General features: G+C 36.2%; 21 protein-coding genes and 5 tRNA genes. 23 read left to right on the top strand and 3 right to left on the bottom strand.

Going from position 1 to position 25,450, the window contains the following annotated elements; all coding sequences use genetic code 11:
* The first annotated feature begins 55 nt into the window (after positions 1-55).
* Positions 56-2,113 carry an amino acid carrier protein gene (locus RLT85_RS11860; protein ID WP_311402310.1) on the top strand — a complete coding sequence of 686 codons (2,058 nt, stop codon included), beginning with the start codon at positions 56-58 and terminating at the stop codon, positions 2,111-2,113.
* Positions 2,114-2,202: 89 nt separating this feature from the next.
* On the opposite strand, the gene RLT85_RS11855 is transcribed toward RLT85_RS11860, so the two are convergent.
* Both RLT85_RS11855 and RLT85_RS11850 read right to left on the bottom strand, forming a co-directional pair.
* Complete coding sequence (locus RLT85_RS11855; RefSeq protein WP_311402263.1) at positions 2,203-2,571, bottom strand: hypothetical protein; 369 nt, start codon at positions 2,569-2,571, stop codon at positions 2,203-2,205.
* Positions 2,568-2,744 carry a hypothetical protein gene (locus RLT85_RS11850; protein ID WP_311402262.1) on the bottom strand — a complete coding sequence of 59 codons (177 nt, stop codon included), beginning with the start codon at positions 2,742-2,744 and terminating at the stop codon, positions 2,568-2,570. Before RLT85_RS11850 ends, RLT85_RS11855 begins: the two co-directional genes overlap by 4 nt.
* A gap of 115 nt (positions 2,745-2,859) precedes the next feature.
* Between RLT85_RS11850 and RLT85_RS11845 the strand changes: the two genes are divergently transcribed.
* Positions 2,860-3,543, top strand: coding sequence for an SGNH/GDSL hydrolase family protein (locus RLT85_RS11845; protein ID WP_311402261.1), 684 nt, complete (start codon positions 2,860-2,862; stop codon positions 3,541-3,543).
* On the top strand, positions 3,543-4,817 hold the full coding sequence (locus tag RLT85_RS11840; RefSeq protein ID WP_311402260.1) for a DUF2851 family protein: 1,275 nt from the start codon (positions 3,543-3,545) through the stop codon (positions 4,815-4,817). Before RLT85_RS11845 ends, RLT85_RS11840 begins: the two co-directional genes overlap by 1 nt.
* Positions 4,818-4,866: 49 nt before the next feature.
* On the opposite strand, the gene RLT85_RS11835 is transcribed toward RLT85_RS11840, so the two are convergent.
* Positions 4,867-5,067 carry a dodecin family protein gene (locus RLT85_RS11835; RefSeq protein WP_311402259.1) on the bottom strand — a complete coding sequence of 67 codons (201 nt, stop codon included), beginning with the start codon at positions 5,065-5,067 and terminating at the stop codon, positions 4,867-4,869.
* Positions 5,068-5,508: 441 nt separating this feature from the next.
* On the opposite strand from RLT85_RS11835, the gene RLT85_RS11830 reads away from it, so the two are divergent.
* The 20 genes from RLT85_RS11830 to RLT85_RS11735 all read left to right on the top strand — a co-directional run bounded on the left by RLT85_RS11830 (position 5,509) and on the right by RLT85_RS11735 (position 25,179).
* Positions 5,509-5,730, top strand: coding sequence for a PspC domain-containing protein (locus RLT85_RS11830; RefSeq protein WP_311402258.1), 222 nt, complete (start codon positions 5,509-5,511; stop codon positions 5,728-5,730).
* A 242-nt stretch (positions 5,731-5,972) separates the two neighbouring features.
* Positions 5,973-8,093 carry an amino acid carrier protein gene (locus RLT85_RS11825; protein ID WP_311402257.1) on the top strand — a complete coding sequence of 707 codons (2,121 nt, stop codon included), beginning with the start codon at positions 5,973-5,975 and terminating at the stop codon, positions 8,091-8,093.
* Between the two features lie 13 nt (positions 8,094-8,106).
* Positions 8,107-8,973, top strand: coding sequence for a ComEA family DNA-binding protein (locus RLT85_RS11820; protein WP_311402256.1), 867 nt, complete (start codon positions 8,107-8,109; stop codon positions 8,971-8,973).
* Between the two features lie 53 nt (positions 8,974-9,026).
* The gene (locus tag RLT85_RS11815; protein WP_311402255.1) at positions 9,027-10,193 is read left to right on the top strand and encodes an acyl-CoA dehydrogenase family protein; all 1,167 of its coding nucleotides are present in this window, start codon (positions 9,027-9,029) and stop codon (positions 10,191-10,193) included.
* Positions 10,194-10,579: 386 nt separating this feature from the next.
* Positions 10,580-11,479 carry a tyrosine-type recombinase/integrase gene (locus tag RLT85_RS11810; protein ID WP_311402254.1) on the top strand — a complete coding sequence of 300 codons (900 nt, stop codon included), beginning with the start codon at positions 10,580-10,582 and terminating at the stop codon, positions 11,477-11,479.
* 156 nt (positions 11,480-11,635) lie between these two features.
* A tRNA-Thr gene (locus RLT85_RS11805) sits at positions 11,636-11,709 on the top strand.
* Between the two features lie 45 nt (positions 11,710-11,754).
* A tRNA-Tyr gene (locus RLT85_RS11800) sits at positions 11,755-11,836 on the top strand.
* Between the two features lie 46 nt (positions 11,837-11,882).
* Positions 11,883-11,955: transfer RNA gene (locus RLT85_RS11795), tRNA-Gly, on the top strand.
* A 66-nt stretch (positions 11,956-12,021) separates the two neighbouring features.
* Positions 12,022-12,093, top strand: a tRNA-Thr gene (locus tag RLT85_RS11790).
* A gap of 110 nt (positions 12,094-12,203) precedes the next feature.
* Entirely contained in the window at positions 12,204-13,391 is a 1,188-nt protein-coding gene (gene tuf / locus RLT85_RS11785) for an elongation factor Tu (protein WP_311402253.1), read from the top strand.
* 62 nt (positions 13,392-13,453) lie between these two features.
* Positions 13,454-13,526: transfer RNA gene (locus tag RLT85_RS11780), tRNA-Trp, on the top strand.
* 14 nt (positions 13,527-13,540) lie between these two features.
* Positions 13,541-13,738 carry a preprotein translocase subunit SecE gene (gene secE / locus RLT85_RS11775; RefSeq protein WP_311402252.1) on the top strand — a complete coding sequence of 66 codons (198 nt, stop codon included), beginning with the start codon at positions 13,541-13,543 and terminating at the stop codon, positions 13,736-13,738.
* Between the two features lie 15 nt (positions 13,739-13,753).
* On the top strand, positions 13,754-14,305 hold the full coding sequence (nusG, locus tag RLT85_RS11770) for a transcription termination/antitermination protein NusG (RefSeq protein WP_311402251.1): 552 nt from the start codon (positions 13,754-13,756) through the stop codon (positions 14,303-14,305).
* Between the two features lie 76 nt (positions 14,306-14,381).
* Positions 14,382-14,819 carry a 50S ribosomal protein L11 gene (rplK, locus tag RLT85_RS11765; RefSeq protein WP_311402250.1) on the top strand — a complete coding sequence of 146 codons (438 nt, stop codon included), beginning with the start codon at positions 14,382-14,384 and terminating at the stop codon, positions 14,817-14,819.
* Between the two features lie 19 nt (positions 14,820-14,838).
* Positions 14,839-15,537, top strand: a complete 699-nt coding sequence (gene rplA / locus RLT85_RS11760; RefSeq protein WP_311402249.1) for a 50S ribosomal protein L1 — start codon at positions 14,839-14,841, stop codon at positions 15,535-15,537.
* A 9-nt stretch (positions 15,538-15,546) separates the two neighbouring features.
* Entirely contained in the window at positions 15,547-16,068 is a 522-nt protein-coding gene (gene rplJ, locus RLT85_RS11755) for a 50S ribosomal protein L10 (RefSeq protein WP_311402248.1), read from the top strand.
* Positions 16,069-16,120: 52 nt separating this feature from the next.
* A complete protein-coding gene (rplL, locus tag RLT85_RS11750) occupies positions 16,121-16,495 on the top strand; it encodes a 50S ribosomal protein L7/L12 (RefSeq protein WP_311402247.1) in 375 nt (124 codons plus the stop codon).
* A gap of 170 nt (positions 16,496-16,665) precedes the next feature.
* Positions 16,666-20,478 (top strand): DNA-directed RNA polymerase subunit beta, encoded by a 3,813-nt coding sequence (gene rpoB, locus RLT85_RS11745; protein ID WP_311402246.1) that lies wholly within the window; start codon positions 16,666-16,668, stop codon positions 20,476-20,478.
* A 75-nt stretch (positions 20,479-20,553) separates the two neighbouring features.
* Positions 20,554-24,858 (top strand): DNA-directed RNA polymerase subunit beta', encoded by a 4,305-nt coding sequence (gene rpoC, locus RLT85_RS11740; protein ID WP_311402245.1) that lies wholly within the window; start codon positions 20,554-20,556, stop codon positions 24,856-24,858.
* A 6-nt stretch (positions 24,859-24,864) separates the two neighbouring features.
* Positions 24,865-25,179 (top strand): DUF3467 domain-containing protein, encoded by a 315-nt coding sequence (locus RLT85_RS11735; protein ID WP_308862737.1) that lies wholly within the window; start codon positions 24,865-24,867, stop codon positions 25,177-25,179.
* Positions 25,180-25,450: the final 271 nt, after the last annotated feature.

Genomic DNA, 25,450 nt, shown 5'->3' with positions numbered 1-25,450 from the left:
TTACATGAGAAATATTTTACTGATTTTTTGCTGTTTTATAGGGATAAGCTTGCAGATGCAAGCACAAAGTGGCGAGTTATCTACTTCTAAAGAATTACAATTAAGGGTAGAACTCAATAATCCTTCTTCAGAAATAAACGATGGAAAGGCCAGAGCTAAGGTAAATGGTGGGGAAGCTCCCTACACCTATAAATGGTCTAACCAAGCAACCAGTTTAGAATCTGTAAAATCTAAAGGTTTAATTGAAGGTATGCCATATTCGGTTACCGTGACAGATGCTAATGGAAACACCACGACTCAAGATTTTAAAATTCCTACAGAATCCATTACAGAGTTTTTTAATAGCGGAGTGCAACCCGCAGTAAATTTTTTAGGTAGTGTTTTATTTTGGGACCCCTTTGCGAGTTTAGGAATTTACGACCCCGTAGTTTATACAGATTATATTCAAATTCCTATTCCTAATTGGGATGCTACAAGTAATGAAGCTTATACGCTTAAAAAATGGAATTTTCCTGAAAATGAGCGCGTGAACGAAGGAGATGTCATTGCTATTGTTAGCAGTGATAAAGGTAAGAAAATAGACGTAATCTCTTCGGTTTCTGGAAAGTTAGATTATTTGGTAAAAGAAGGAAACGTAATTTTTGATCCTAATAGCACGAGTGATGTAGTAGAGCAAGGCGCTCACTTTTTAGCTCAGATTAATTATGATTCACCACAGCCTTTAAAACATCCTAATGGAGATGTAAAAACCAATGCCATTCCGTTCATTGTAATTTGGCTTATTTTAGGAAGTATCTTTTTTACCTTTAGACTAGGCTTTGTAAACCTTAGCGGGTTTAAACATTCTATAGATTTAGCCAAAGGAAAATACGATGATCCTGATGCCCCTGGGAGTATAACTCACTTCCAAGCGATGGCTACAGCAGTTTCGGCAACCGTTGGCTTAGGAAATATTGCAGGGGTTGCGGTTGCGGTTTCTTTGGGTGGTGCTGGAGCAACTTTTTGGATGTTTATGGCAGGTTTCTTTGCCATGTCTTTAAAATTTGTGGAGTGTACCTTAGGGGTTAAATACCGATTTATTAATGAAGAGGGTAGAATTTTTGGAGGACCTATGAATTACCTGCGTTATGGCTTAGAGAAGAAAAACATGAAAGGCTTAGGTAAATTCTTAGCAGGTTTATTTGCTGTACTAGGAGTAGGAGCCTCTTTTGGAGGAGGAAATATGTTACAATCCAACCAAGCGTTTAAAATCGTTTCTGAGCAACTTCCTTTTTTACAAGGTCAGGGTTTTTGGTTTGGGGTTGTCTTTGCTTTATTGGTTGGTGCTGTAATCCTTGGCGGAATTAATAGTATTGCCCGCGTAACTGGAAGAGTAGTCCCTTTTATGGCGGTAGTTTATATTTTGGGATGTTTAACTGTCATAGTATTTAATATTGAGAATATAGGAAGCGCTTTTGCAGCAATTTACAATGGAGCTTTTTCTGCCACTGCCATGAAAGGAGGCTTTATAGGTGTACTGATTATTGGTCTACAACGTGCAGCTTTTTCTAGTGAAGCCGGAGTGGGATCTGCAGCAATTGCACACAGTGCTACTAAGACAAACAATCCTATTGCAGATGGTTTTACCTCGCTTGTAGAACCTTTTATAGATACCATGGTGGTTTGTACCATGACGGCGTTGGTTCTTATCTTTACAGGAATGCACGAGGTAGATGGCTTAGGCGGAGTAGAATTAACCTCAGATGCTTTTGGAAGTGTCATTTCTTGGTTTCCAGCAGTATTGGCTTTTGCAGTATTTTTATTTGCATTCTCTACGATGGTGTCTTGGTCTTACTACGGAATGCGTTCTTGGACGTACCTTTTTGGAAGAAGTAAAAAGTCTGAAATTATCTATAAAATAATGTTCTTGCTCTTTGTGGTATTGGGAGCATCTGTAAGTTTAGGAGCGGTATTAAGCTTCTCTGATATGATGATTCTAGCGATGTCTTTTCCTAATATTGTGGGACTTTATATCTTATCTTCAGAAGTGCGTGCCGATATGAAAGTTTACCTTCGGAAACTTAAAGATGGAGAGATTTTTATCAATCCGAAGTTTAGAGAAAGTGAATCTTGATAAATTAAAGATGTTATGATTTTTCTGTAGTGGAATAAATATAATTTAAAAAACCTCAAGTGCTGTAGTTCAACTCAGTCTTGAGGTTTTTATTTCTTAGAGATTTTCTGATTTTGAAAACTGTATTGTTGAACTGCAAAAGAAATACCAGCACCTAGCGTGTAAGCGAGAATATCCCACCAATCAAATGTATATCTTGGAGATAATGGAGGTAAAATCACTTCAAAATAAATGCTGTACATCGTAGTTAAAACAATCATCATAGAAAGAGTGAGCTTAAAGTGTGGCACAGGCATGCGTAAGCTGTAATGAATAATCCCAAAGACAATGGGCATACATAAAACATCCATAAAATAATTCCGAAGAAAAAAAGGGTAATTCCAATCCCAAAAATCACCTAAAAAGAATAGAGCAGCGGCGGTTACGCAACTAAGAAAAAAGTAGGCGTAGGCATTCATATCAATAGAAAAGAAATGAGCCAAGCGAGAAATGCACCTATACCCAAAACGCCCATCCAAATATATTCTCCCATGGTTTTAAAGAAACCTAAAATGGGATTGAGAGGGGCTTTTTCAGGCTTAAACTTAGCTTCTGAGGGAACGTTTTTTTCTGTTTTTTCCGGCTCTTCCATATGCCTATATTTTTTAGTAAACATACCGTTTTTTAGGCGTGTAAAAAAATCCGCTTTAGCGAAAAAACTAAAAACCCGTAGAAAAATACTATCTTTAAGAGATAAACCTAATGCGATGAAAATAAATCTATATTTTATTGGCTTTCTTTTATTCTCATTTTCTAATAATGTTAGTTACGCACAGCGAGAAACTGCAGCTATAAGTTACTTGGCGTTGGGTGATTCTTACACGATAGGAGAAAGTGTTTTAGAAAGTGAACGTTGGCCTATGCAATTGGCACTTCGGTTGGAGAAAAATGGAATGCCAATAAAACAGCCCCAAATTATCGCGAAGACAGGTTGGCGTTCCGATGAGCTTTTACAAGCGATGCAAGCGCAGTTGGATGAAAAAAAGTACGATATCATTTCTGTGCTTATTGGCGTAAACAATCAATATCAAGGCTATGAATTATCCATTTATAAGAAAGAGTTTAAAATAATTTTAGAAAAAGCTATTTCCCACGGAAACCAAGGAAAACGAAGTGTTTTTGTACTCAGTATCCCAGATTACGGAGTTACTCCTTTTGGGAAAGCGTCTGATAAAAGAAATATTTCTAGAGAAGTTAAGGCATACAATAAGGCGGCAAGGAAGATTGCTAAAGAGATGGATATCCCGTTCTATAATATCACCCCTATTTCAAAAATAGCAGCTAAAGATTTAAGCCTCGTCGCCAAAGATGAATTGCATCCCAGCGGTAAGATGTACTCGTTGTGGGTAGAAAAAATATATACTAAAATTCAGCAAATGGTTTTACGCTAGTGAAAGAAGATTTTCTACATTATTTATGGAAGTTTAAAAAGTTTGACTTTTTGCACGCCCTTACCACTCAAGGAGAAACAATCCAAATCCTTAAAGTGGGAAACCATAATGAAACAAAGTCTGGGCCAGATTTTTTTAATGCAAAACTGAATATTGGAGGTCAAGTTTGGGCAGGCAACGTAGAGATTCATATTAAGTCTAGCGATTGGTACGCACATCATCATGAAGAAGATGCTGCGTACGATAATGTTATTTTACACGTGGTTTGGAAACACGATGTAGAGGTTTATAGAGAGAATAATACGCCAATTGCGACTTTGCAGTTATCTGATTTTGCTTCCGCGGAAGCGTTAAATAACTATCTGAAATTAGTAGAGAAATCGAATTACAATTGGATCAACTGCGAGAAAAACCTTGCTTCTGTTTCTTCTTTTATTGTCGAAAATTGGTTGGAGCGTTTATATATAGAACGTTTGCAAGAAAAAGCGAAAGTGATTCAGGCAGCCTTGGTTTCTTCCAGAAATGACTGGGAAGCGGTATGTTTTCAGTTATTAGCAAAAAGCTTTGGTTTGAATGTTAATGGAAAAGCATTTCACGAGATGGCTTCTGCACTCCCTTTTTCCGTAGTAAGAAAAACGAGAAATAAAGAACAGCTAGAAGCTTTGTTTTTTGGTATGTTAGGTATGTTTCCTGATGCCTGTGACGATGTGTATGCGCTTCGACTCAAAGAGAGCTTTGACTATCAAAAGATAAAATATAAATTGGAGCCGCTAGAGCAGCAAGTGGAGTTTTTTAGATTAAGACCACATAATTTTCCAACGATTCGATTAGCTCAACTCGCTTTTATCTATGCTACTACTCAAAATATATTTTTGGAATTGATGCAGCTAAAAAGCAGAAAAGAAATTCACGCGTTATTTAAAGTTGAGGTTTCTGCATATTGGAAAAATCATTTCAACTTTGGGAAAGAAAGTAAAAGCAGTGCCAAAGTATTGTCTACAGGCTTTATCGATTTATTGATTATTAATAGCATTGTACCTTTAAAATTTCATTTTGCAAGTTTAAAAGGTGGTTCGGCTACGGAAGAATGTTTTTCTCTATTAAATGAGTTGCCAAAAGAGAAAAATGCCACCATTAAAAAGTTTAATGAGTTGCGTCCCAAAATGGCAACATCGGCATTAGAGTCACAGGCCTTATTGCATTTAAAGCCTAATTATTGTGATAAAAATAAATGTTTGCACTGCGCCGTAGGTTTAAATTTATTAATAAAATAGCCTGCAAGCTTAAGGCTGCAGGCTATTTAATAATTTATAAAGAAACTATTTATTCTTTTACGAAAGAAATTTTTGTAGTCACTCGGTAAGATTCAATCTTATTATTTTCTACTTTAGCTTTCATTTCTTTTACGTAAACAGATTTGATATTTTTAACACTTTTCGCCGCCTCGCTTACTGCATTATTTACAGCATCGTCGAAACTTTTGTTAGAACTTGCGATTATTTCAATAATTTTTACAATTGACATAGGTTTAGTTTTTATTAGTTAAACAATTAAGCCTAAATTACTTAATACAAGTGTTGCTGCAAAATATTTAACAAAACTATATCACTAATTCGCAGGTTTTATTAAATAATCCTAAAGCAGATATTTTGAAACATCGTTGTTCGATAAAGAACCAAGATTGCTAGGTTTTTAGAACCAAGAATCAAGACTTGATTTTAACTAACTTTTAAACAGTAGCAATTTAAAATAAAAGTATCTTCTCATTCTCGAAAAAATCATTTTCAACAAAGCAGGCTAGCAATTATAAAATCTAGTTAGATTTCATACATTTGAGAAGCTCATTAACTTTAGATTATTTTTAAACCGGACTCTTACGGTTTTTAAACTTGACATGATTTTTAGCTAATGATTTGAGTTAAGTTTGTTTTCGTAGTATATTTGTATAAAAGCAGAGATAGAAGTATGGTTTCTCCCATAAGGTATTATTTTGAACGTAACGGTTTTTATGTGAGCTCCCGTTTTGCAGACCGCTTGGGAATGAAGGTAAAAAGTGTGCGCCTCTTTTTCATTTACTTGTCATTTGCAACCTTAGGAATTGGCTTTGCGGTTTACTTAACCTTGGCTTTCTGGCTTAGGTTAAAAGATCTGGTTTATACCAAGCGAACTTCTGTTTTTGATTTGTAAACCCAAGCTGAAGCGGATTTCTTTCCAACACAAAATTTCAACTAATTAGTTCTTATTGCTGTATGGTGATCTATTAAAAGAAGTTTTTTATCTTCGGAAAACTTTTTTTTAAATACCATTACTCCTTAACATAATCTTTACATTTTAAGAGCAAATACTTTGATATAGGAAGTTTTTTTTTGATATTGCTGCGGATTAAACTTAATCCTTTCCGAAATTTATTTAATAAATAATTATATCTTATGAGAAAGTACCTACTTTCAGCATTATTTTTATGTACTACACTAGTTGCAATTCAGGCCCAAGTTAATGTTAAAGCACAAGACAATACAGGAGATACCGATAGTCAGGCTTTAAAAGTAAAGTCTGAATTAATCAACCCATCAGACCTTATTAATGACGGAGAAATAAGATTAAAAGTGCAAGGAGGAGTTGCGCCATATACGTATAAATGGAGCAATCAACAAACTCCATTAACTTCAAATAAAGCATCAAATTTAACCGAAGGAATAGATTATACGGTAATTATTACCGATGCTGCTCAAAACACGGTCACTAAATCCTACCGTATTCCAGCGGAATCAATAACAGAAAACTTTAATGGTGCCTTTACCCCAATTGTGGCTAATATGGGCGCTATTCTTTTTTGGGATCCATTTACCGCGATGGGCGTGTATGACCCTATTGTGTATGCCGATCAAAAAAATGTATCTATTCCAGGTTGGGAAAACGGAATAGAAGATAAATTTATTCTTAAATCCTGGAATGTTGCTGAAGGTTCTCACGTAGCCAAAGGAGATCTTATCGCTGTAATCTCTTCAGAAAAAATGGGAGATATGGAAGTAAAATCGACTACTAGTGGAAAGTTAGAGCATTTAGTAGAAGAAGGACAAAGTATTTTTGATTATACAAACACACAAGATTTAATAGAAACAGGAGCGCATTACTTTGCACGTTTAAAGTATGATGAGCCGGTTATTTTAACGCATCCTAATGGGGACCCACAATCTCATAATATTCCTTTTATTGTGGTATGGTTGGTGGTAGGAGCAGCATTTTTTACGATTAGAATGGGCTTTATTAACTTTAGAGGTTTTGGCCACGCTTTAGAATTGGCAAAAGGGAAATATGATGATCCAAATGCGCCAGGAAGTATCACACACTTTCAAGCGTTATCTACAGCAGTTTCTGCTACGGTAGGATTAGGGAATATTGCTGGAGTCGCAGTCGCCATTTCTTTAGGAGGAGCAGGAGCAACTTTTTGGATGGTTTTAGCTGGATTTTTGGGAATGTCTTCCAAATTTGTAGAATGTACCTTGGGAGTAAAATATAGATTTATTAGTAAAGAAGGAAAAATATTTGGAGGACCTATGAATTACCTCCGCTACGGATTGGAGAAAAGAAATTTAGCAGGTTTAGGTAAGTTTTTAGCAGGGTTTTTTGCTGTATTGGGAGTAGGAGCCTCTTTTGGAGGAGGAAACATGTTTCAAGCCAACCAATCTTTTGAGATTTTATCGGGTCAATTTCCTGCTTTGGTAGGAAACGGATTTTGGTTTGGTCTCATCGTCTCTGTATTGGTAGGTGTTGTAATTATTGGAGGAATTAGCAGTATCGCTAAAGTAACGGGGAAAGTAGTTCCATTTATGGCTGCTGTTTACGTATTAGGAGCTTTAGTAGTGATAGGAATAAATATAGAAAACATAGGCCCAGCATTTACCGCTATTTTTGATGGCGCATTTAATCCCACCGCTCTTAAAGGAGGTGTGATTGGGGTTTTAATTGTAGGGTTTCAACGTGCAGCATTTTCTAATGAAGCGGGAGTTGGATCGGCAGCAATTGCCCACAGTGCAGCAAAAACAAATCATCCCCCCTCTGAAGGTTTTGTAGCTTTGCTAGAGCCTTTTATTGATACAGTTGTGGTGTGTACATTAACTGCTTTGGTATTAATTTTTACTGGAATGCACGAGGTAGAAGGAATTGGCGGAGTCCAATTGACTTCGGAAGCTTTTGCAAGTGTAATTTCTTGGTTTCCCTATGTATTGTCTGTAGCGGTATTCTTGTTTGCTTTCTCTACGATGATTTCTTGGTCTTATTATGGAATGAGAGCTTGGACTTACTTGTTTGGTCGCAGCAACAAATCAGAATTTATTTATAAAATGTTATTTTTAGTATTTGTAGTAGTTGGTGCTTCTATTAGTTTAGGTGCAGTACTTGTATTTTCAGATATGATGATTTTAGCCATGTCTTTCCCTAATATTATAGGAATGTATATTCTCTCTGGAGAAGTGCGTGAAGACTTACGCGAATACTTTAAAAAATTAAAAGCAGGAGAGCTTTTTAAGAAACAAAAAATTACTACTTAAACATATAAATACGATGAAAACACAATCCCATTTCAGTTTGAATAAAAGTCAACGAAATGGGATTTTGTGTTTTTGGGTGCTTATTGTTGTTGTTTTTGTAGGAATCTGTTACCAAGATGTAGTTTTCCCAATCAAGGAAACTGCGCTTCCAAATCAAGGTCAGGCCCAGTTGATTCAGCAGCAAATAGATTCTTTAAAAGAAGCGAAGACTAAAAAAGTTTTTAAGATTTATCCTTTTAACCCTAATTTTATAACCGAGTATAAAGGTTACACGTTGGGAATGAGTGTAGTGGAAATAGAAAAGCTTCACGCGTACAGGAAGAAAGAACAATGGATAAACTCAATCGAGGATTTTAAAAAAGTGACTCAAGTTTCAGATTCTTTACTGCATAAAATATCTCCATACTTTAAATTTCCAGATTGGGTAAAAGAGAATAGAACCAAAAAAGAAAAAATCACACATTCTCTCCCCAATCATTTAAAGAAAGACCTAAATCAAGCTAGCGAAGAAGATTTAATTTCCGTTAAGGGAATAGGAGAAACGCTTGCCAAAAGAATTATGCGATACAAACTTCGTATTGGTGGTTTTATAGACGACAGTCAGATTAAAGATGTGTATGGATTGGGATATGAAGCCGAAGAAAATTTACTAAATAGGTTTACGGTGAAAGACAAAAAAAAACCAGTTTTGATAGATTTGAATACCGCTACGGTTCTTCAATTAACTGAAATTCCTTATTTTGATTATGAACTTGCAAGAAGTATTGTAAATTATAGGAAATTGAATGAGAAAATAAGCTCTTTTGAAGAATTAATTAAAATAGATGGTTTTCCAGGTCATAAAATAGATAGAATACAATTATATTTGACCCTTGAGTAATAATTGATAAAATGCACTTTTTAATTTTTAAAAAGTCCAAAAAATAGAGTTAAATGAATAATATGTATTTTACTGAAGAACACGAACTTTTTAGACAAAGTCTTAAGGATTTTTTACAAAAAGAAGTGGTACCGCATTTAGATAAATGGGAGGAAACCGGGACAATTGAGAGATTTATCTGGAAGAAGTTTGGAGAGATGGGTTACTTTGGTATCAATTACCCAGAAAAATATGGTGGATTAGAGTTAGATCTTTTCTATACCGTTATCTTTTTAGAAGAATTGCAAAAAATAAATTCTGGAGGATTTGCAGCTGCTATGTGGGCACACGCTTACTTGGCGATGACGCATTTAAACAAAGAAGGTGGCGAAAGAATAAAGCAAGAATATCTTACGCCAAGTATTGAAGGTAAAAAGATAGGTTGTCTTTGTATCACAGAGCCTTTTGGAGGATCTGATGTTGCAGGCATGAAAAGTACAGCGGTTAAAGATGGCGATTCGTACGTCATTAACGGTTCTAAAACGTTTATAACAAACGGGGTATATTCAGATTACTTAATAGTGGCAGCAAAAACAGCTCCCGAATTAGGCAATAAAGGAATGAGTATTTTTGTGATGGATAGAGATACGCCAGGTATTGCTTCTACAAAATTAAATAAGTTAGGATGGAGAGCTTCAGACACTGCAGAAATTTCCTTCACCGATGTTAGAATCCCAGCAGAAAATTTAATGGGAGAAGAAGGACAAGGTTTTCCTTACATTATGCAGCATTTTGCTTTAGAGCGTTTGATTATGGGAATTAATGCCCATGCAAGAACAGAATATGCCTTGGAGTACACTTTAGGTTATATGAGTGAAAGAACAGCTTTTGGAAGAACTATAGATAAATTTCAGGCATTGAGGCATAAAGTAGCAGATATTGCTAGTGAAGTTGAAATGTGTAAAGAGTTTAATTACTCCATCGCTAAGAGATTAGATCAAGGGGATTATGTAGTAAAAGAGGCGAGTATGTCTAAGTTACTTTCTACCAAAATAGCCGATCAAGGTATTTATGATTGTTTACAGCTTTTAGGTGGTTATGGTTATATGGAAGATTATCCATTAGCAAGAATGTTACGTGATAGCCGACTAGGTCCCATTGGCGGAGGAACCTCTGAAATCTTGAGAGAGATTATCGCCAAAATGATAATCGACAAGAAAGAGTATAAGCCAGCGACCTAAATTTAATTGGAGAGAATTATTTTGGTGAAAATTCCATTTTTACGCCAAAATGATAATCGACAAGAAAGAGTATAAGCCAGCGACCTAAATTTAATTGGAGAGAATTATTTTGGTGAAAATTCCATTTTTACGCCAAAATGATAATCGACAAGAAAGAGTATAAGCCAGGTACCTAAATTGGGTTATGAAAAATTATATAGAAATTGATTTTTTGTTTCCGCGGAAGTAAAAAAGACAAAAAGGCTCAATCCACGATTGGGTCTTTTTTATTTCTCTAAATCTTAAATAGGATAGCAGCTTCATTTATATCTTTACCGGAAGATTAAATGCTATCTAAAACTAAGAATTGGGTATAAAGTGATTAACTTTAACGCCAAATCTTTTTTATGACCCTTATAGAGAAATTTTTAGATTATTTGAGCTTAGAGAAAAAATATTCAGACCATACGATTACTGCTTACCAGAATGACTTATTAAAATTTGAGCGATTTTGTGCGACGAAATTTCAAGAGGATGAATTAAAGAAGGCTAATTATTCTATGGTTAGATCTTGGATTATTAACCTATCGGAAGATGGTATTTCTAACAATACTATCAATAGAAAAATATCATCGCTCCAAGTGTTTTATAAATTTTTGCTCAAAGTAAAAGAAATTGACGCTTCTCCCTTAGTAAAACATAAGGCTCTAAAAATTTCCAAGAAAATTCAAGTACCCTTTTCTGAGACCGAAATTCATCAAGTTTTAGAAAGTATAGAGGTCACTTCCTTTGCATCTTCTAGAGACCGTTTGTTGATAGAGTTATTATACGTGACTGGAATGCGTAGGGCAGAGGTGATTTCTTTAACGCTAGATCATCTTAACTTAGAGAATGGAACGCTAAAGTTTATAGGAAAGAGAAACAAAGAGCGGGTGGTTCCAATTATAAAAAGTTTAGAGGCTAGTATTCAAGTATATTTAGGCTACAGAAAGCATCTATTGGAAGATTTACAAATTCAAACTCCGCTCTTATTCTTAACAGAAAAAGGAAATGAGGTTTATCCCAATTTACTGTATAGAAAAGTGAATGCATTCTTTTCTATGGTTTCTACCAAGTCAAAGAAAAGTCCACACGTTTTAAGGCACTCTTTTGCAACACATTTATTGGCTCAAGGGGCAAATTTGCAAGAGGTAAAAGAATTATTAGGGCACGACAGTTTGGCTTCAACACAAGCCTATACGCACAATGATATTCATGGATTAAAGAAGGTATATGCCAACTCACACCCAAGAAATAAGAAAAAATAACAGCAAGCACTATTTTGATTTTCAATAAGATATTTTGTATCAGATAAAAAAAATGAAAAAAAAGTTAAAAATGTTTTGCACAATTCAGAAACTGCTTTATATTTGCATTCCGTTAGAAAAGCGGTAGTTCTTTAAGAGTAGAAAATAATAAAAGATGCCGATGTAGCTCAGCTGGCTAGAGCAGCTGATTTGTAATCAGCAGGTCGTGGGTTCGAGTCCCTCCATCGGCTCTGTTCTATTGAAATTTTGAAGGTTTTTGAAAAAAAAACTATATTGGGGAGATACTCAAGCGGCCAACGAGGGCAGACTGTAAATCTGCTGACTACGTCTTCGCAGGTTCGAATCCTGCTCTCCCCACAAAAATCTAACTTTGGTTAGGTTTAAAAATGCAAAATTTTGGAATGCGGGAGTAGCTCAGTTGGTAGAGCGTCAGCCTTCCAAGCTGAATGTCGCCAGTTCGAACCTGGTCTCCCGCTCTATTTTCACTAAAATTTATTTGGTGAAGATGGGGCTTAACTTGCATAAAGCAGAATAAGTTTTATGCCGACGTAGCTCAGGGGTAGAGCGCTTCCTTGGTAAGGAAGAGGTCACGAGTTCAATTCTCGTCGTTGGCTCTAATGCTGAAGCGTTTGCTTTTCGTTAAACAAGACTCTAGGGTTGTTGTTTTTTTGTATTGTATAAAATTGAACACTAATATATAACTAAGATTAAATAAGTATTAATTATGGCAAAGGAAACTTATGATCGTTCCAAACCGCACTTGAATATAGGTACAATTGGACACGTAGATCACGGAAAAACAACTTTAACAGCAGCGATAACGAAAGTTTTAGCAGATGCTGGATTTTCAGAAGCAAGTGCTTTTGATCAGATTGATAATGCTCCAGAAGAAAAGGAGAGAGGTATTACAATTAACTCTTCACACGTTGAGTACGCTACAGAAAATCGTCATTACGCACACGTTGACTGTCCTGGTCACGCCGATTACGTAAAGAATATGGTTACTGGTGCTGCACAAATGGATGGTGCGATTTTAGTTGTTGCTGCAACAGATGGTCCAATGCCACAAACTCGTGAGCACATCCTTTTAGGACGTCAGGTTGGTATTCCAAGAATTGTTGTATTCTTGAATAAAGTTGACCTTGTTGATGATGAGGAATTATTAGAGCTTGTTGAGATGGAAGTAAGAGATTTACTTTCTTTTTATGAGTACGATGGAGATAACGGGCCTATCGTTTCTGGTTCTGCTTTAGGAGCATTACAGGGAGAAGAAAAGTGGGCTAAAACAGTTTTAGAATTAATGGAAGCTGTTGATAGCTGGATCGAATTGCCAGAACGTGATGTAGATAAGCCTTTCTTAATGCCTATTGAAGATGTATTTTCTATTACTGGTCGTGGAACTGTAGCTACAGGTCGTATTGAAACTGGTATTGCGAATACGGGAGATCCTGTTGAAATCATCGGTATGGGTGCTGCTAAATTAACTTCTACGATTACTGGTATTGAAATGTTCCGTCAGATTCTTGATAGAGGTGAAGCTGGAGATAACGCTGGTATTTTGTTAAGAGGTATTGAGAAAACTCAGATTTCTAGAGGTATGGTAATTACTAAGCCTGGATCTGTAACTCCTCACGCTAAATTTAAGGCAGAGGTTTATATCCTTAAAAAAGAAGAAGGTGGACGTCATACTCCATTCCATAATAATTACCGTCCTCAGTTCTACGTAAGAACTACAGACGTAACAGGTACGATTAACTTACCTGATGGAGTAGAGATGGTGATGCCAGGAGATAACTTAACTATTACTGTTGAGTTGATCCAAACTATTGCAATGAATGTTGGTCTTCGTTTTGCTATCCGTGAAGGGGGTAGAACAGTAGGTGCTGGTCAAGTTACTGAGATATTAGACTAATTTTTAATATATTTTTATAAGTCCAAAGGTGTTTCTATTTTGAAGCGCCTTGGCTTATAGATACGGGTTTAGCTCAGTTGGTAGAGCACTGGTCTCCAAAACCAGGTGTCGGGAGTTCGAGCCTCTCAACCCGTGCAAATAAAATAATCATGGCAGGAATCGTAAATTATATTTCAGAGTCTTATAACGAGTTAAAAAACCACGTAACTTGGCCTTCTTATGCGGAGGCTCAAAGACTATCGGTTATTGTGCTTGTATTTTCAGTATTATTTTCTTTAGCGATATGGGGTGTAGATACCGTCTTTAGTTCTGCAATTGAGCAATATTTTCAATGGGTGAAATCTTAAGAATTAATCAACGATATGTCTGAAGAGAGTTTAAAAAAATGGTACGTTGTGCGTGCTGTAAGTGGTCAAGAGAATAAAGTTAAGGATTATATAGAGAAAGAAATAGCGCATCAAGGTTTAGAAGATTTTGTAGAGCAAGTTTTAGTACCAACAGAAAAAGTAATCCAAATTCGCGACGGAAAAAAAATCAGTAAAGAAAGAGTTTATTTTCCTGGTTATATAATGGTTCAAGCCAACATTGGTGGAGAAATTCCTCATATTATAAAAGGTATTAATGGAGTCATTGGTTTCTTGGGAGAAACCAAAGGAGGAGATCCTGTTCCACTGAGAAAATCTGAAGTCAATAGAATGTTAGGGAAAGTTGATGAGTTATCTGTACAAGCAGATTCTGTGGCTATTCCTTATACTATTGGAGAAACAATAAAAGTTGTGGATGGTCCTTTTAACGGATTTAATGGAGTGGTAGAAAAAGTAAATGAAGATAAACGGAAACTGGAAGTAATGGTAAAGATTTTTGGAAGAAAAACACCATTAGAGTTAAGTTACATGCAAGTCGAGAAAATATAAATTGTTACAAATTACATATTAGAATTATTTTTTATTGCTTCCACTTTAAGAATGATTCAAACTAAATTAATTAAAAATGGCAAAAGAAATAAGTAAGGTTGTAAAGCTACAAGTAAGAGGAGGCGCGGCCAACCCGTCGCCACCAGTTGGACCTGCTTTGGGTGCTGCCGGAGTTAATATCATGGAGTTCTGTAAGCAATTCAATGGTAGGACACAGGATAAAGCTGGTAAAGTATTACCAGTTGCAATTACAGTTTATAAGGATAAGTCTTTTGATTTTGTAATTAAAACTCCTCCAGCAGCTGTTCAACTTATGGAAGCAGCGAAAGCAAAGAAAGGTTCAGGAGAACCTAACAGAAAGAAAATAGCAAGTGTAACTTGGGATCAAGTGAAAGCTATTGCTGAGGATAAAATGCAAGATTTAAATGCATTCACTGTCGAGTCTGCTATGAAAATGGTAGCCGGTACTGCACGTTCAATGGGAGTAACAGTAAAAGGTGATGCACCATTTTAATCCAAAAAGAAAGTAAAAAATGGCAAAATTAACAAAAAAGCAAAAGGAAGTTCAGTCAAAGATAGATTCTACAAGAACCTATACTGTTGCTGAAGCTTCTGCTTTAATAAAAGAAGTTTCTAACGTAAATTTTGATCCTTCTGTAGACTTAGCGGTTCGTTTAAGTGTTGATCCACGTAAAGCTAATCAAATGGTTAGAGGGGTGGTAACTCTTCCTCACGGAACTGGTAAAGATGTAAAGGTATTGGCTTTGGTAACTCCAGATAAGGAGCAAGAAGCCAAAGATGCTGGTGCAGATTACGTTGGATTGGATGAGTATCTAGAAAAAATCAAAGGTGGTTGGACAGATGTGGATGTGATCATCACTATGCCAAGCGTTATGGGAAAATTAGGTCCTTTAGGTAGAGTTTTAGGTCCTAGAGGTTTAATGCCTAACCCAAAAACGGGTACGGTAACTATGGATGTTGCTAAAGCAGTTTCTGATGTGAAAGCTGGTAAAATTGACTTTAGAGTTGATAAAACTGGTATTGTACATGCAGGAATTGGTAAAGCTTCTTTTGATGCAGACAAAATTGCTGGAAACGCAAGAGAATTATTAACTACGCTAGTAAAATTGAAACCTCAGGCAGCTAAAGGTATTTATATTAAAAGTATATATATGTCTAGTACTATGAGCCCAAGTGTTGAGATTGATACAAAAAGGTTTACTGAGCAATAATTAGATATTATGACAAGAGAAGAAAAATCACAAGTAATAAAAGATTTAACTGCCCAGTTGACTGATACCTCAATTATCTATTTAGCAGATATTTCTGGTTTAAATGCAGGAGCAACTACTAACTTAAGAAGAGCTTGTTTTAAAGCTAATGTTACGTTAGAAGTAGTTAAAAATACATTGTTGGCTAAAGCTATGGAAGCTTCCGATAAAGATTTCGGAGAGTTGCCATCAACTTTAAAAGGCAATACCTCAATTATGATTGCTGAAGTTGGTAATGCACCAGCTAAGGTAATAAAGGAGTTCAGAAAAAAGAAGGAGACTCCGCTTTTAAAAGGAGCTTTCATCAACGAGGCAATTTATGTTGGAGATGAATATTTAGAGACTCTTTCTAATATTAAGTCTAAAGATGAAGTTATTGGAGACATCATTGGATTGCTTCAATCTCCTGCTAAGAACGTAGTTTCTGCACTTAAATCAGGTGGCGGTAAACTTGCAGGAATTCTTAAGACTCTTTCTGAAAAGGAAGGATAAAAACGTACGCACTTTTTAATAATTATAATTACACATTTTAAAACGATAGAAAATGGCAGAATTAAAAGATTTCGCAGAACAGTTAGTTAACTTAACGGTAAAAGAAGTAAATGAGTTAGCTGATATATTAAAAGAAGAATATGGTATCGAACCTGCTGCAGCAGCTGTAGTTGCTGGTGGTGGAGCCGGAGGTGGTGAAGAAGCTGCTGAAGAGCAAACTGAGTTTGATGTAATCCTTACTGCAGCTGGTGGTTCTAAATTGGCAGTTGTAAAATTAGTTAAAGAATTAACTGGTTTAGGATTAAAAGATGCTAAAGGTTTAGTAGATGGTGCACCTGCTCCAATTAAGGAAGGTGTTTCTAAAGACGAGGCTGAGGCATTAAAATCTCAATTAGAAGAAGCAGGAGCTGAGGTTGAGCTTAAGTAAGCTTAACAAGCAATATTATTTAGGTTTAGACCTCAAGCTATAGGCTTGAAGGTCTAAACCATTTTGCGTATGTATACGCAGCGTTTATTCGCAAACATTTTTATATTTAATTAGGCTTTTGATATTTTGATGTGGCCTCAAATATTAGAAACCTCAAATTCCGTCCATAGATGTTAGAAACGCAAGCTGAAAGATTGAATTTCTCTTCTGTTAAGAACAGACCTGATTATCCGGATTTTCTTGATATCCAGATAAAATCATTTCAGGACTTTTTTCAACTAGAAACAAAATCAGAAGAAAGAGGGGATGAAGGATTATACAATACCTTCATGGAAAATTTCCCTATTACGGATACCCGTAACCAGTTCGTATTAGAATTTTTAGACTATTTTGTAGATCCTCCACGTTACTCTATACAAGAGTGTATTGAGCGAGGGCTTACCTATAGTGTGCCTTTAAAAGCTAGGCTAAAGCTTTACTGTACCGATCCTGAACATGAGGATTTCGAAACTATTGTGCAAGATGTGTATTTAGGTACAATTCCTTACATGACTCCGAGTGGTACTTTTTGTATTAATGGAGCAGAACGTGTGGTAGTATCTCAATTACACCGTTCTCCAGGAGTGTTCTTTGGACAGTCTTTTCACGCTAACGGAACTAAACTATATTCTGCTAGAGTAATTCCATTTAAAGGATCTTGGATAGAGTTTGCTACGGATATCAATAGTGTGATGTATGCATATATTGATAGAAAGAAGAAATTACCGGTTACCACTCTTTTCCGTGCTATCGGGTTTGAAAGAGATAAAGATATTTTAGAGATTTTTGATCTTGCCGAAGAAATTAAGGTTTCAAAATCTGGATTAAAAAAAGTATTAGGTAGAAAACTAGCTGCACGTGTATTAAATACGTGGTATGAAGATTTTGTAGATGAAGATACAGGGGAAGTAGTTTCTATTGAGCGTAATGAAATTGTTTTAGATAGAGATACTGAGCTGAACAAAGATCATATCGAAGAGATTCTAGAAACAGGTACGAAGACCATTCTTTTACACAAAGAAGACAATTCTACTGGAGATTACGCCATTATTCACAACACCTTGCAAAAGGATCCTACCAATTCAGAAAAAGAAGCAGTAGAGCATATATATAGACAATTACGTAACGCAGAGCCGCCAGATGAGGAGACGGCTAGAGGAATAATTGATAAATTATTCTTCTCAGACCAACGCTATAACTTAGGAGAAGTTGGACGTTACCGAATGAATAAAAAATTAGGTTTAGATATCGCTATGGATAAGCAAGTGCTTACCAAAGAAGATATCATTACCATTATTAAATATTTAATTGAGTTGATCAACTCAAAAGCAGAGATTGATGATATTGATCACTTATCTAACCGTCGTGTTAGAACCGTGGGAGAACAATTATCTCAGCAGTTTGGTGTAGGTCTGGCTCGTATGGCTAGAACCATTCGTGAGCGTATGAATGTACGTGACAACGAAGTATTTACTCCAATAGATTTAATTAATGCGAAGACACTTTCTTCTGTAATTAATTCTTTCTTTGGGACCAACCAGCTTTCTCAATTTATGGATCAAACCAACCCATTGGCAGAAATTACGCATAAGCGTCGTCTTTCTGCGCTAGGGCCAGGTGGATTATCAAGAGAAAGAGCAGGATTTGAGGTTCGTGATGTTCACTATACACACTATGGTAGACTTTGTCCTATTGAAACTCCAGAGGGACCAAACATTGGTTTAATTTCTTCACTTTCTGTATATGCAAAAGTGAACGGAATGGGATTCATCGAGACGCCTTACCGTAAAGTAGAAGATGGAAAAATCGATCTTAAAACAGAACCGGTTTATTTCTCTGCGGAAGAAGAAGAAGGAAAATTAATTGCCCAAGCAAACATTCCATTAAAAGAGGATGGCGAGATAGATACCGATAAGGTTATTGCTCGTATGGAAGGAGATTTCCCTGTAGTAGATCCTAAAGAAATTCACTTTACAGATGTTGCTCCAAACCAAATTTCATCTATATCTGCTTCATTAATTCCTTTCTTGGAACATGATGATGCCAACCGTGCCTTGATGGGATCCAATATGATGCGCCAGGCTGTACCTTTATTGAGAGTTGATTCTCCTATTGTTGGTACTGGATTAGAACGTCAGGTAGCTTCAGATTCTCGTGTATTGATTAACGCGGAAGGTGATGGAACTGTGGAGTATGTAGATGCTGAAAAAGTGACCATTAAATACGATCGTACAGATGAAGAGAGAATGGTGAGTTTTGACTCAGATTCTAAGACGTACAATCTTATTAAATTTAGAAAAACAAACCAAGGTACTTCGGTAAACCTGAAACCTATTGTTCGCATTGGTGATAGAGTAGCTAGAGGACAAGTGCTTTGTCAAGGATATGCTACAGAAGCTGGAGAACTAGCTTTAGGTAGAAATATGAAAGTAGCCTTTATGCCTTGGAAAGGGTATAACTTTGAGGATGCGATTGTAATTTCAGAGAAAGTAGTAAGAGAAGATATCTTTACTTCTATCCATATTGATGAGTATTCTCTAGAAGTTAGAGATACCAAACTAGGAAATGAAGAATTGACCAATGATATTCCTAACGTATCAGAAGACGCTACAAGAGATCTTGATGAGCACGGAATGATTCGTATTGGGGCAGAGGTGAAACCAGGAGATATTCTTATTGGAAAAATTACGCCAAAAGGAGAATCAGATCCAACGCCAGAAGAAAAACTTTTACGTGCCATTTTTGGTGACAAAGCAGGAGATGTAAAGGATGCTTCGCTAAAAGCTTCACCTTCTTTAAACGGAGTAGTAATTAACAAAAAGTTATTTGCTAGAGCCGTTAAAGATAAGCGTAAGAGAGCTCAAGATAAGGAAGACATTGCAAGACTTGAAGATAAATACAGAGTTAAGTTTGAAACGCTTAAAAATGAATTAATCGATAAGTTATTTGTAATTGTAGGCGGAAAAACCGCACAGGGTGTAAAGAACGATTTAGGGGAAGATGTTTTACCAAAAGGTAAAAAGTATACGCTTAAAATGTTGAATTCTGTAGATGATTATACGCACTTAACTCAAGGAAGTTGGACTGTTGATGATCACGTAAATTCTTTGGTAGCCGATTTAGTTCACAACTACAAAATTAAAGAAAACGATCTTCAAGGAAACTTAAGAAGAGAGAAGTTTACGATTTCTGTAGGAGATGAGTTACCGTCTGGAATAATCAAACTAGCTAAAGTTTACATCGCTAAGAAGCGTAAACTTAAAGTAGGAGATAAAATGGCGGGTCGTCACGGTAACAAAGGTATTATTGCACGTATTGTACGTCAAGAAGATATGCCTTTCTTAGATGACGGTACACCAGTAGACATCGTTTTGAACCCATTAGGGGTGCCTTCTCGTATGAATATTGGACAGATTTATGAAACTGTATTAGGTTGGGCAGGAGAGAAATTGAATCAAAAATATGCTACCCCAATTTTTGACGGAGCTACCATTGATCAAATTAACGATCTAACCGATAAAGCAGGGATTCCAAGATTTGGACATACCTACTTGTTTGATGGAGGAACGGGAGATCGTTTTGATCAACCAGCAACCGTAGGTATCATTTATATGCTGAAATTAGGGCATATGATTGAGGATAAGATGCATGCACGTTCTATTGGACCTTACTCTTTAATTACACAACAACCATTAGGTGGTAAAGCGCAATTTGGAGGTCAGCGTTTTGGAGAGATGGAAGTTTGGGCTTTAGAGGCATACGGTGCTTCTGCAACCCTTCGTGAAATCTTAACCGTAAAATCTGATGATGTGATTGGTAGAGCTAAAACTTACGAGGCGATCGTAAAAGGTGAACCAATGCCAGAACCAGGATTACCAGAATCTTTTAACGTGTTAATGCACGAATTAAAAGGTTTAGGATTGGATATTAAGTTAGAAGAGTAATAAGGATTGCCTTCGCCTCGGCGAGGGTATCTCTTATAAGGCTAAAATTATAATAATTCTTTAGTACCATATATTATGGCAAGACATAACGATAAGAATACAGAACAAAAGAGATTTAATAAAATCTCTATAGGTTTAGCTTCTCCAGAAAAGATTTTGGGAGAATCCAGAGGTGAGGTGCTAAAACCAGAAACTATTAATTACCGTACCCACAAACCAGAACGTGACGGACTGTTTTGTGAGCGTATTTTTGGTCCTGTTAAGGATTACGAATGTGCGTGTGGTAAATATAAAAGAATTCGCTACAAAGGAATCGTTTGTGACCGTTGTGGGGTAGAAGTTACAGAGAAGAAAGTACGTAGAGATAGAGTAGGACACATCAATTTGGTGGTGCCTGTTGCTCATATTTGGTATTTCCGCTCTTTACCAAACAAAATAGGTTACTTATTAGGAATACCGTCTAAGAAATTAGATATGATTATCTACTACGAGAGATACGTAGTTATTCAGCCAGGTATAGCTAAAAGTGAAGAAGGGGAAGAGTTAAATAAAATGGATTTCTTAACGGAAGAAGAATATTTAAATATTTTAGATACACTTCCGCAGGAAAATCTTTATTTGGATGATTCAGATCCTAATAAGTTTATTGCTAAAATGGGAGCAGAATGTCTTATTGATATTCTTAACCGTATAGATTTAGATGAACTTTCTTATGAATTAAGACATAAGGCAAATAACGAAACTTCTAAACAACGTAAAACAGAAGCTTTAAAGCGTTTACAGGTTGTAGAAGCTTTCCGTGACGCTAACAAAGGAAAAGAAAATAAACCAGCGTGGATGATTATGAAAGCGATTCCGGTGATTCCACCAGAATTGCGTCCATTAGTTCCGCTTGACGGAGGTCGTTTTGCGACTTCAGATTTAAATGATCTTTACAGAAGGGTGATTATTCGTAACAACCGTCTTAAAAGATTGATGGAGATTAAAGCTCCCGAAGTGATTTTACGTAACGAAAAACGTATGCTTCAAGAGTCGGTAGATTCTTTATTTGATAATACCAGAAAGTCTTCCGCAGTAAAAACAGATTCTAACCGTCCTTTAAAATCTTTATCAGATTCATTAAAAGGGAAGCAAGGTCGTTTTCGTCAAAACTTATTAGGGAAACGTGTAGATTATTCAGCACGTTCTGTAATTGTTGTAGGACCAGAAATGAAATTGTTTGAGTGTGGTCTTCCAAAAGATATGGCAGCCGAACTTTACAAGCCTTTTGTAATTAGAAAACTGATTGAAAGAGGAATTGTAAAAACAGTAAAATCTGCTAAGAAAATAATAGACAAAAAAGAGCCTGTAGTTTGGGATATTTTGGAGAATGTTCTTAAAGGACATCCAGTATTACTAAACCGTGCTCCTACGCTTCACCGTTTGGGAATCCAAGCTTTTCAACCTAAATTAATTGAGGGAAAAGCAATTCAATTACACCCCTTAGTGTGTACGGCATTTAATGCCGATTTTGATGGTGACCAGATGGCGGTTCACTTACCATTAGGACCAGAAGCCATACTAGAAGCTCAACTTTTAATGTTGGCTTCTCATAACATTTTAAACCCTGCTAATGGATCTCCGGTAACGGTACCTTCTCAGGATATGGTACTTGGTCTTTATTATATGACCAAGAAGAGAGTTTCTGCTCCAGATCGTACGATGAAGGGAGAAGGACTTACTTTTTACTCTGCAGAAGAGGTGATTATCGCCTATAACGAGAAGAAAGTAGACTTAAACAGTCCTATTAAGGTACGTGCAAAAGATTTTAATGAAGCCGGAGAACTTGTCTTTCAAATCATTGAAACCACAGTAGGTCGGGTTATATTTAACGAAGAAGTACCAGAGGTTGCAGGATTTATCAACGAGGTATTAACCAAAAAGTCTTTAAGAGATATTATTGGTAATATTCTTAAGGTAACTAGTGTTCCTGAAACGGCAGAATTCTTAGATAAGATTAAAGGTTTAGGTTACGGGTTTGCATTTAGAGGAGGTCTTTCTTTCTCTTTAGGAGATATTATTATTCCTAAAGAAAAGCAAGAAATGATTGACGATGCGAACCAGCAAGTTGAAGGAATTATGTCCAACTATAATATGGGACTTATTACCAATAACGAACGTTACAATCAGGTAATTGATATCTGGACTGCGACCAATGCGAATCTAACCGAATTAGCGATGAAGCGAATTCGTGAAGATAACCAAGGATTTAACTCGGTATATATGATGTTAGATTCTGGAGCACGTGGATCTAAAGAACAGATTCGCCAGTTAACCGGTATGCGTGGATTAATGGCTAAGCCTAAAAAATCTAACTCAGGTGGTGGTGAAATTATTGAAAACCCTATTTTATCCAACTTTAAAGAAGGTCTTTCAATTCTTGAATACTTTATCTCTACTCACGGTGCTCGTAAAGGACTTGCCGATACCGCACTAAAAACTGCCGATGCGGGTTATTTAACTCGTCGTTTGGTAGATGTTTCTCAAGATGTTATTGTTGGGGAAGTAGATTGTGGTACATTAAGAGGAATTGATGTAAGTGCATTAAAGAAAAATGAGGAAATTGTTGAGACTTTATCAGGAAGAATCATTGGTAGAACTTCTTTAAATGACATTATAGATCCAATTACGCAGGAAGTTTATGCAGTTGCAGGAACAGAGATTGATGAAGATATCGCTGCAAAAGTACAAGCTTCAGCTTTAGATAGTGTAGAGGTAAGATCTGCATTAACTTGTGAGGCCAAAAAAGGGATTTGTGTAAAATGTTACGGTAGAAACCTTGCTACAGGAAAAACGGTTCAAAAGGGAGAATCTGTTGGAGTTGTTGCTGCCCAATCTATTGGAGAGCCAGGAACCCAACTTACCCTAAGAACCTTCCACGTAGGAGGTATTGCAGGAAACATTTCAGAAGAAAATAAGATAATCGCCAAGTTTGACGGTATTGCAGAGATTGAAGATCTTAAGACTGTGAAAGGCGAGAATACAGACGGACAACCTGCTGAAATTATTATCTCTAGAACTTCAGAATTGAAGATTGTAGATCCTAAAACCAAAATTGTTTTAAGTAATAACGTGATTCCTTATGGGGCACAATTGTTAATTAAGTCAGGAGATAAGATCAAAAAAGGAGATGTAGCTTTCCAATGGGATCCATATAACGGAGTTATTATTTCTGAATTTGCAGGAAAAGTTAAGTTCGAAAATATTGAGCAAGGAGTTACGTATCAAGTAGAGACCGATGAGCAAACTGGTTTCCAAGAGAAAGTAATTTCTGAATCTAGAAACAAAAAGAAAATACCTACTTTATTAATCTTAGGTAAGAAAGATGAAGTAATACGTTCTTACAATTTACCACTAGGGGCTCACCTGATGGTAGATGATGATGAGAAAATTAAGATTGGTAAAATTTTAGTAAAAATACCTCGTAAATCATCTAAAGCTGGAGATATTACAGGAGGTCTTCCACGTGTAACCGAATTATTCGAAGCGCGTAATCCTTCTAACCCTGCGGTAGTAAGTGCCATTGATGGTGTAATTTCTTTTGGTAAAATTAAGCGTGGTAACCGTGAAATTATCGTAGAGTCTAAACTAGGAGAGGTGAAGAAGTATTTAGTAAAACTTTCTAACCAGATTCTAGTACAAGAAAACGATTATGTAAGAGCGGGAATGCCATTATCTGATGGTTCTATTACTCCAGAAGACATCTTGAACATTAAAGGACCGAGTGCTGTACAACAGTATTTAGTGAATGAAGTACAAGAAGTGTATAGATTACAAGGAGTGAAGATTAACGATAAGCACTTTGAGGTAGTAGTACGTCAAATGATGCGTAAAGTTAGAATTCAAGATCCGGGTGATACTATTTTCTTAGAAAATCAATTGATTCATAAATCTGATTTTATTGAAGAAAATGATAACATTTTTGGTAAGAAAGTAGTGGATGATGCAGGAGACAGTACTAACCTTAAACCAGGTCAAATTGTTACGGCTCGAGAATTAAGAGATGAGAATTCTATCTTAAGAAGAGAGGATAAAACTTTAGTAACAGCTAAAGATATTCAACCGGCAACAGCGACACCTATATTACAGGGAATCACCAGAGCGTCATTGCAGACCAAATCATTTATCTCTGCAGCATCGTTCCAAGAAACGACTAAGGTATTAAACGAAGCTGCGGTAAGCGGTAAAGTAGATTACTTAGAAGGATTAAAAGAGAACGTTATTGTAGGACATAGAATCCCAGCGGGAACAGGTCTTAGAGAGTACGATAATATTATCGTAGGTTCTAAAGAAGAGCTAAATGAAATGATGGAAAAGAAACAAGAGGTAAACTATAATTAATAAGTTATGAGCGAAGAAGCCAAGAATAAAAAGAATAAGCTCAACATAGAGTTGGATGAAGCAACCGCACAAGGGACGTATAGTAACTTGGCGATTATCAATCATTCCCCATCTGAGTTTGTAGTTGATTTCGTAAACATTATGCCTGGAGCACCAAAAAGCAAAGTGAAGTCTAGAATTATCTTAACTCCACAGCACGCAAAGAGGTTATTAAAAGCTTTAGGAGATAATATTCAACGGTTTGAAAGCGCTCACGGCGAAATAAAAGATTATGATAAGCCTCCCATTCCATTAAATTTTGGTCCAACGGGACAAGCATAAATAGATAAAACTCCGAAGTGAAAGCTTCGGAGTTTTTTTATGTCTTTTTTTTGGGTGTATCCCTGCGGGTCGCGCTATTCGCTAAATCTTTTTATGGCGAAAAGACCATAAAAAGGATACCGCTGCTATCGCTTACACAAATGTTTTACGAAATTAAACAATTGTATTGTTTTGAATCTTCTTTTAAAATCAAATTAATCTAAAGAATTCCCCGAGGCTTGCCTCGGGTTGTAGTACAGGAAAAGTTTGAAAAACGGATGGTTTTTCAATA

Origin of the sequence: Mesonia ostreae, assembly GCF_031845265.1 — a bacterium.
Lineage (GTDB): Bacteria > Bacteroidota > Bacteroidia > Flavobacteriales > Flavobacteriaceae > Mesonia > Mesonia ostreae.
This window is presented reverse-complemented; position numbering and strand designations above follow the sequence as displayed.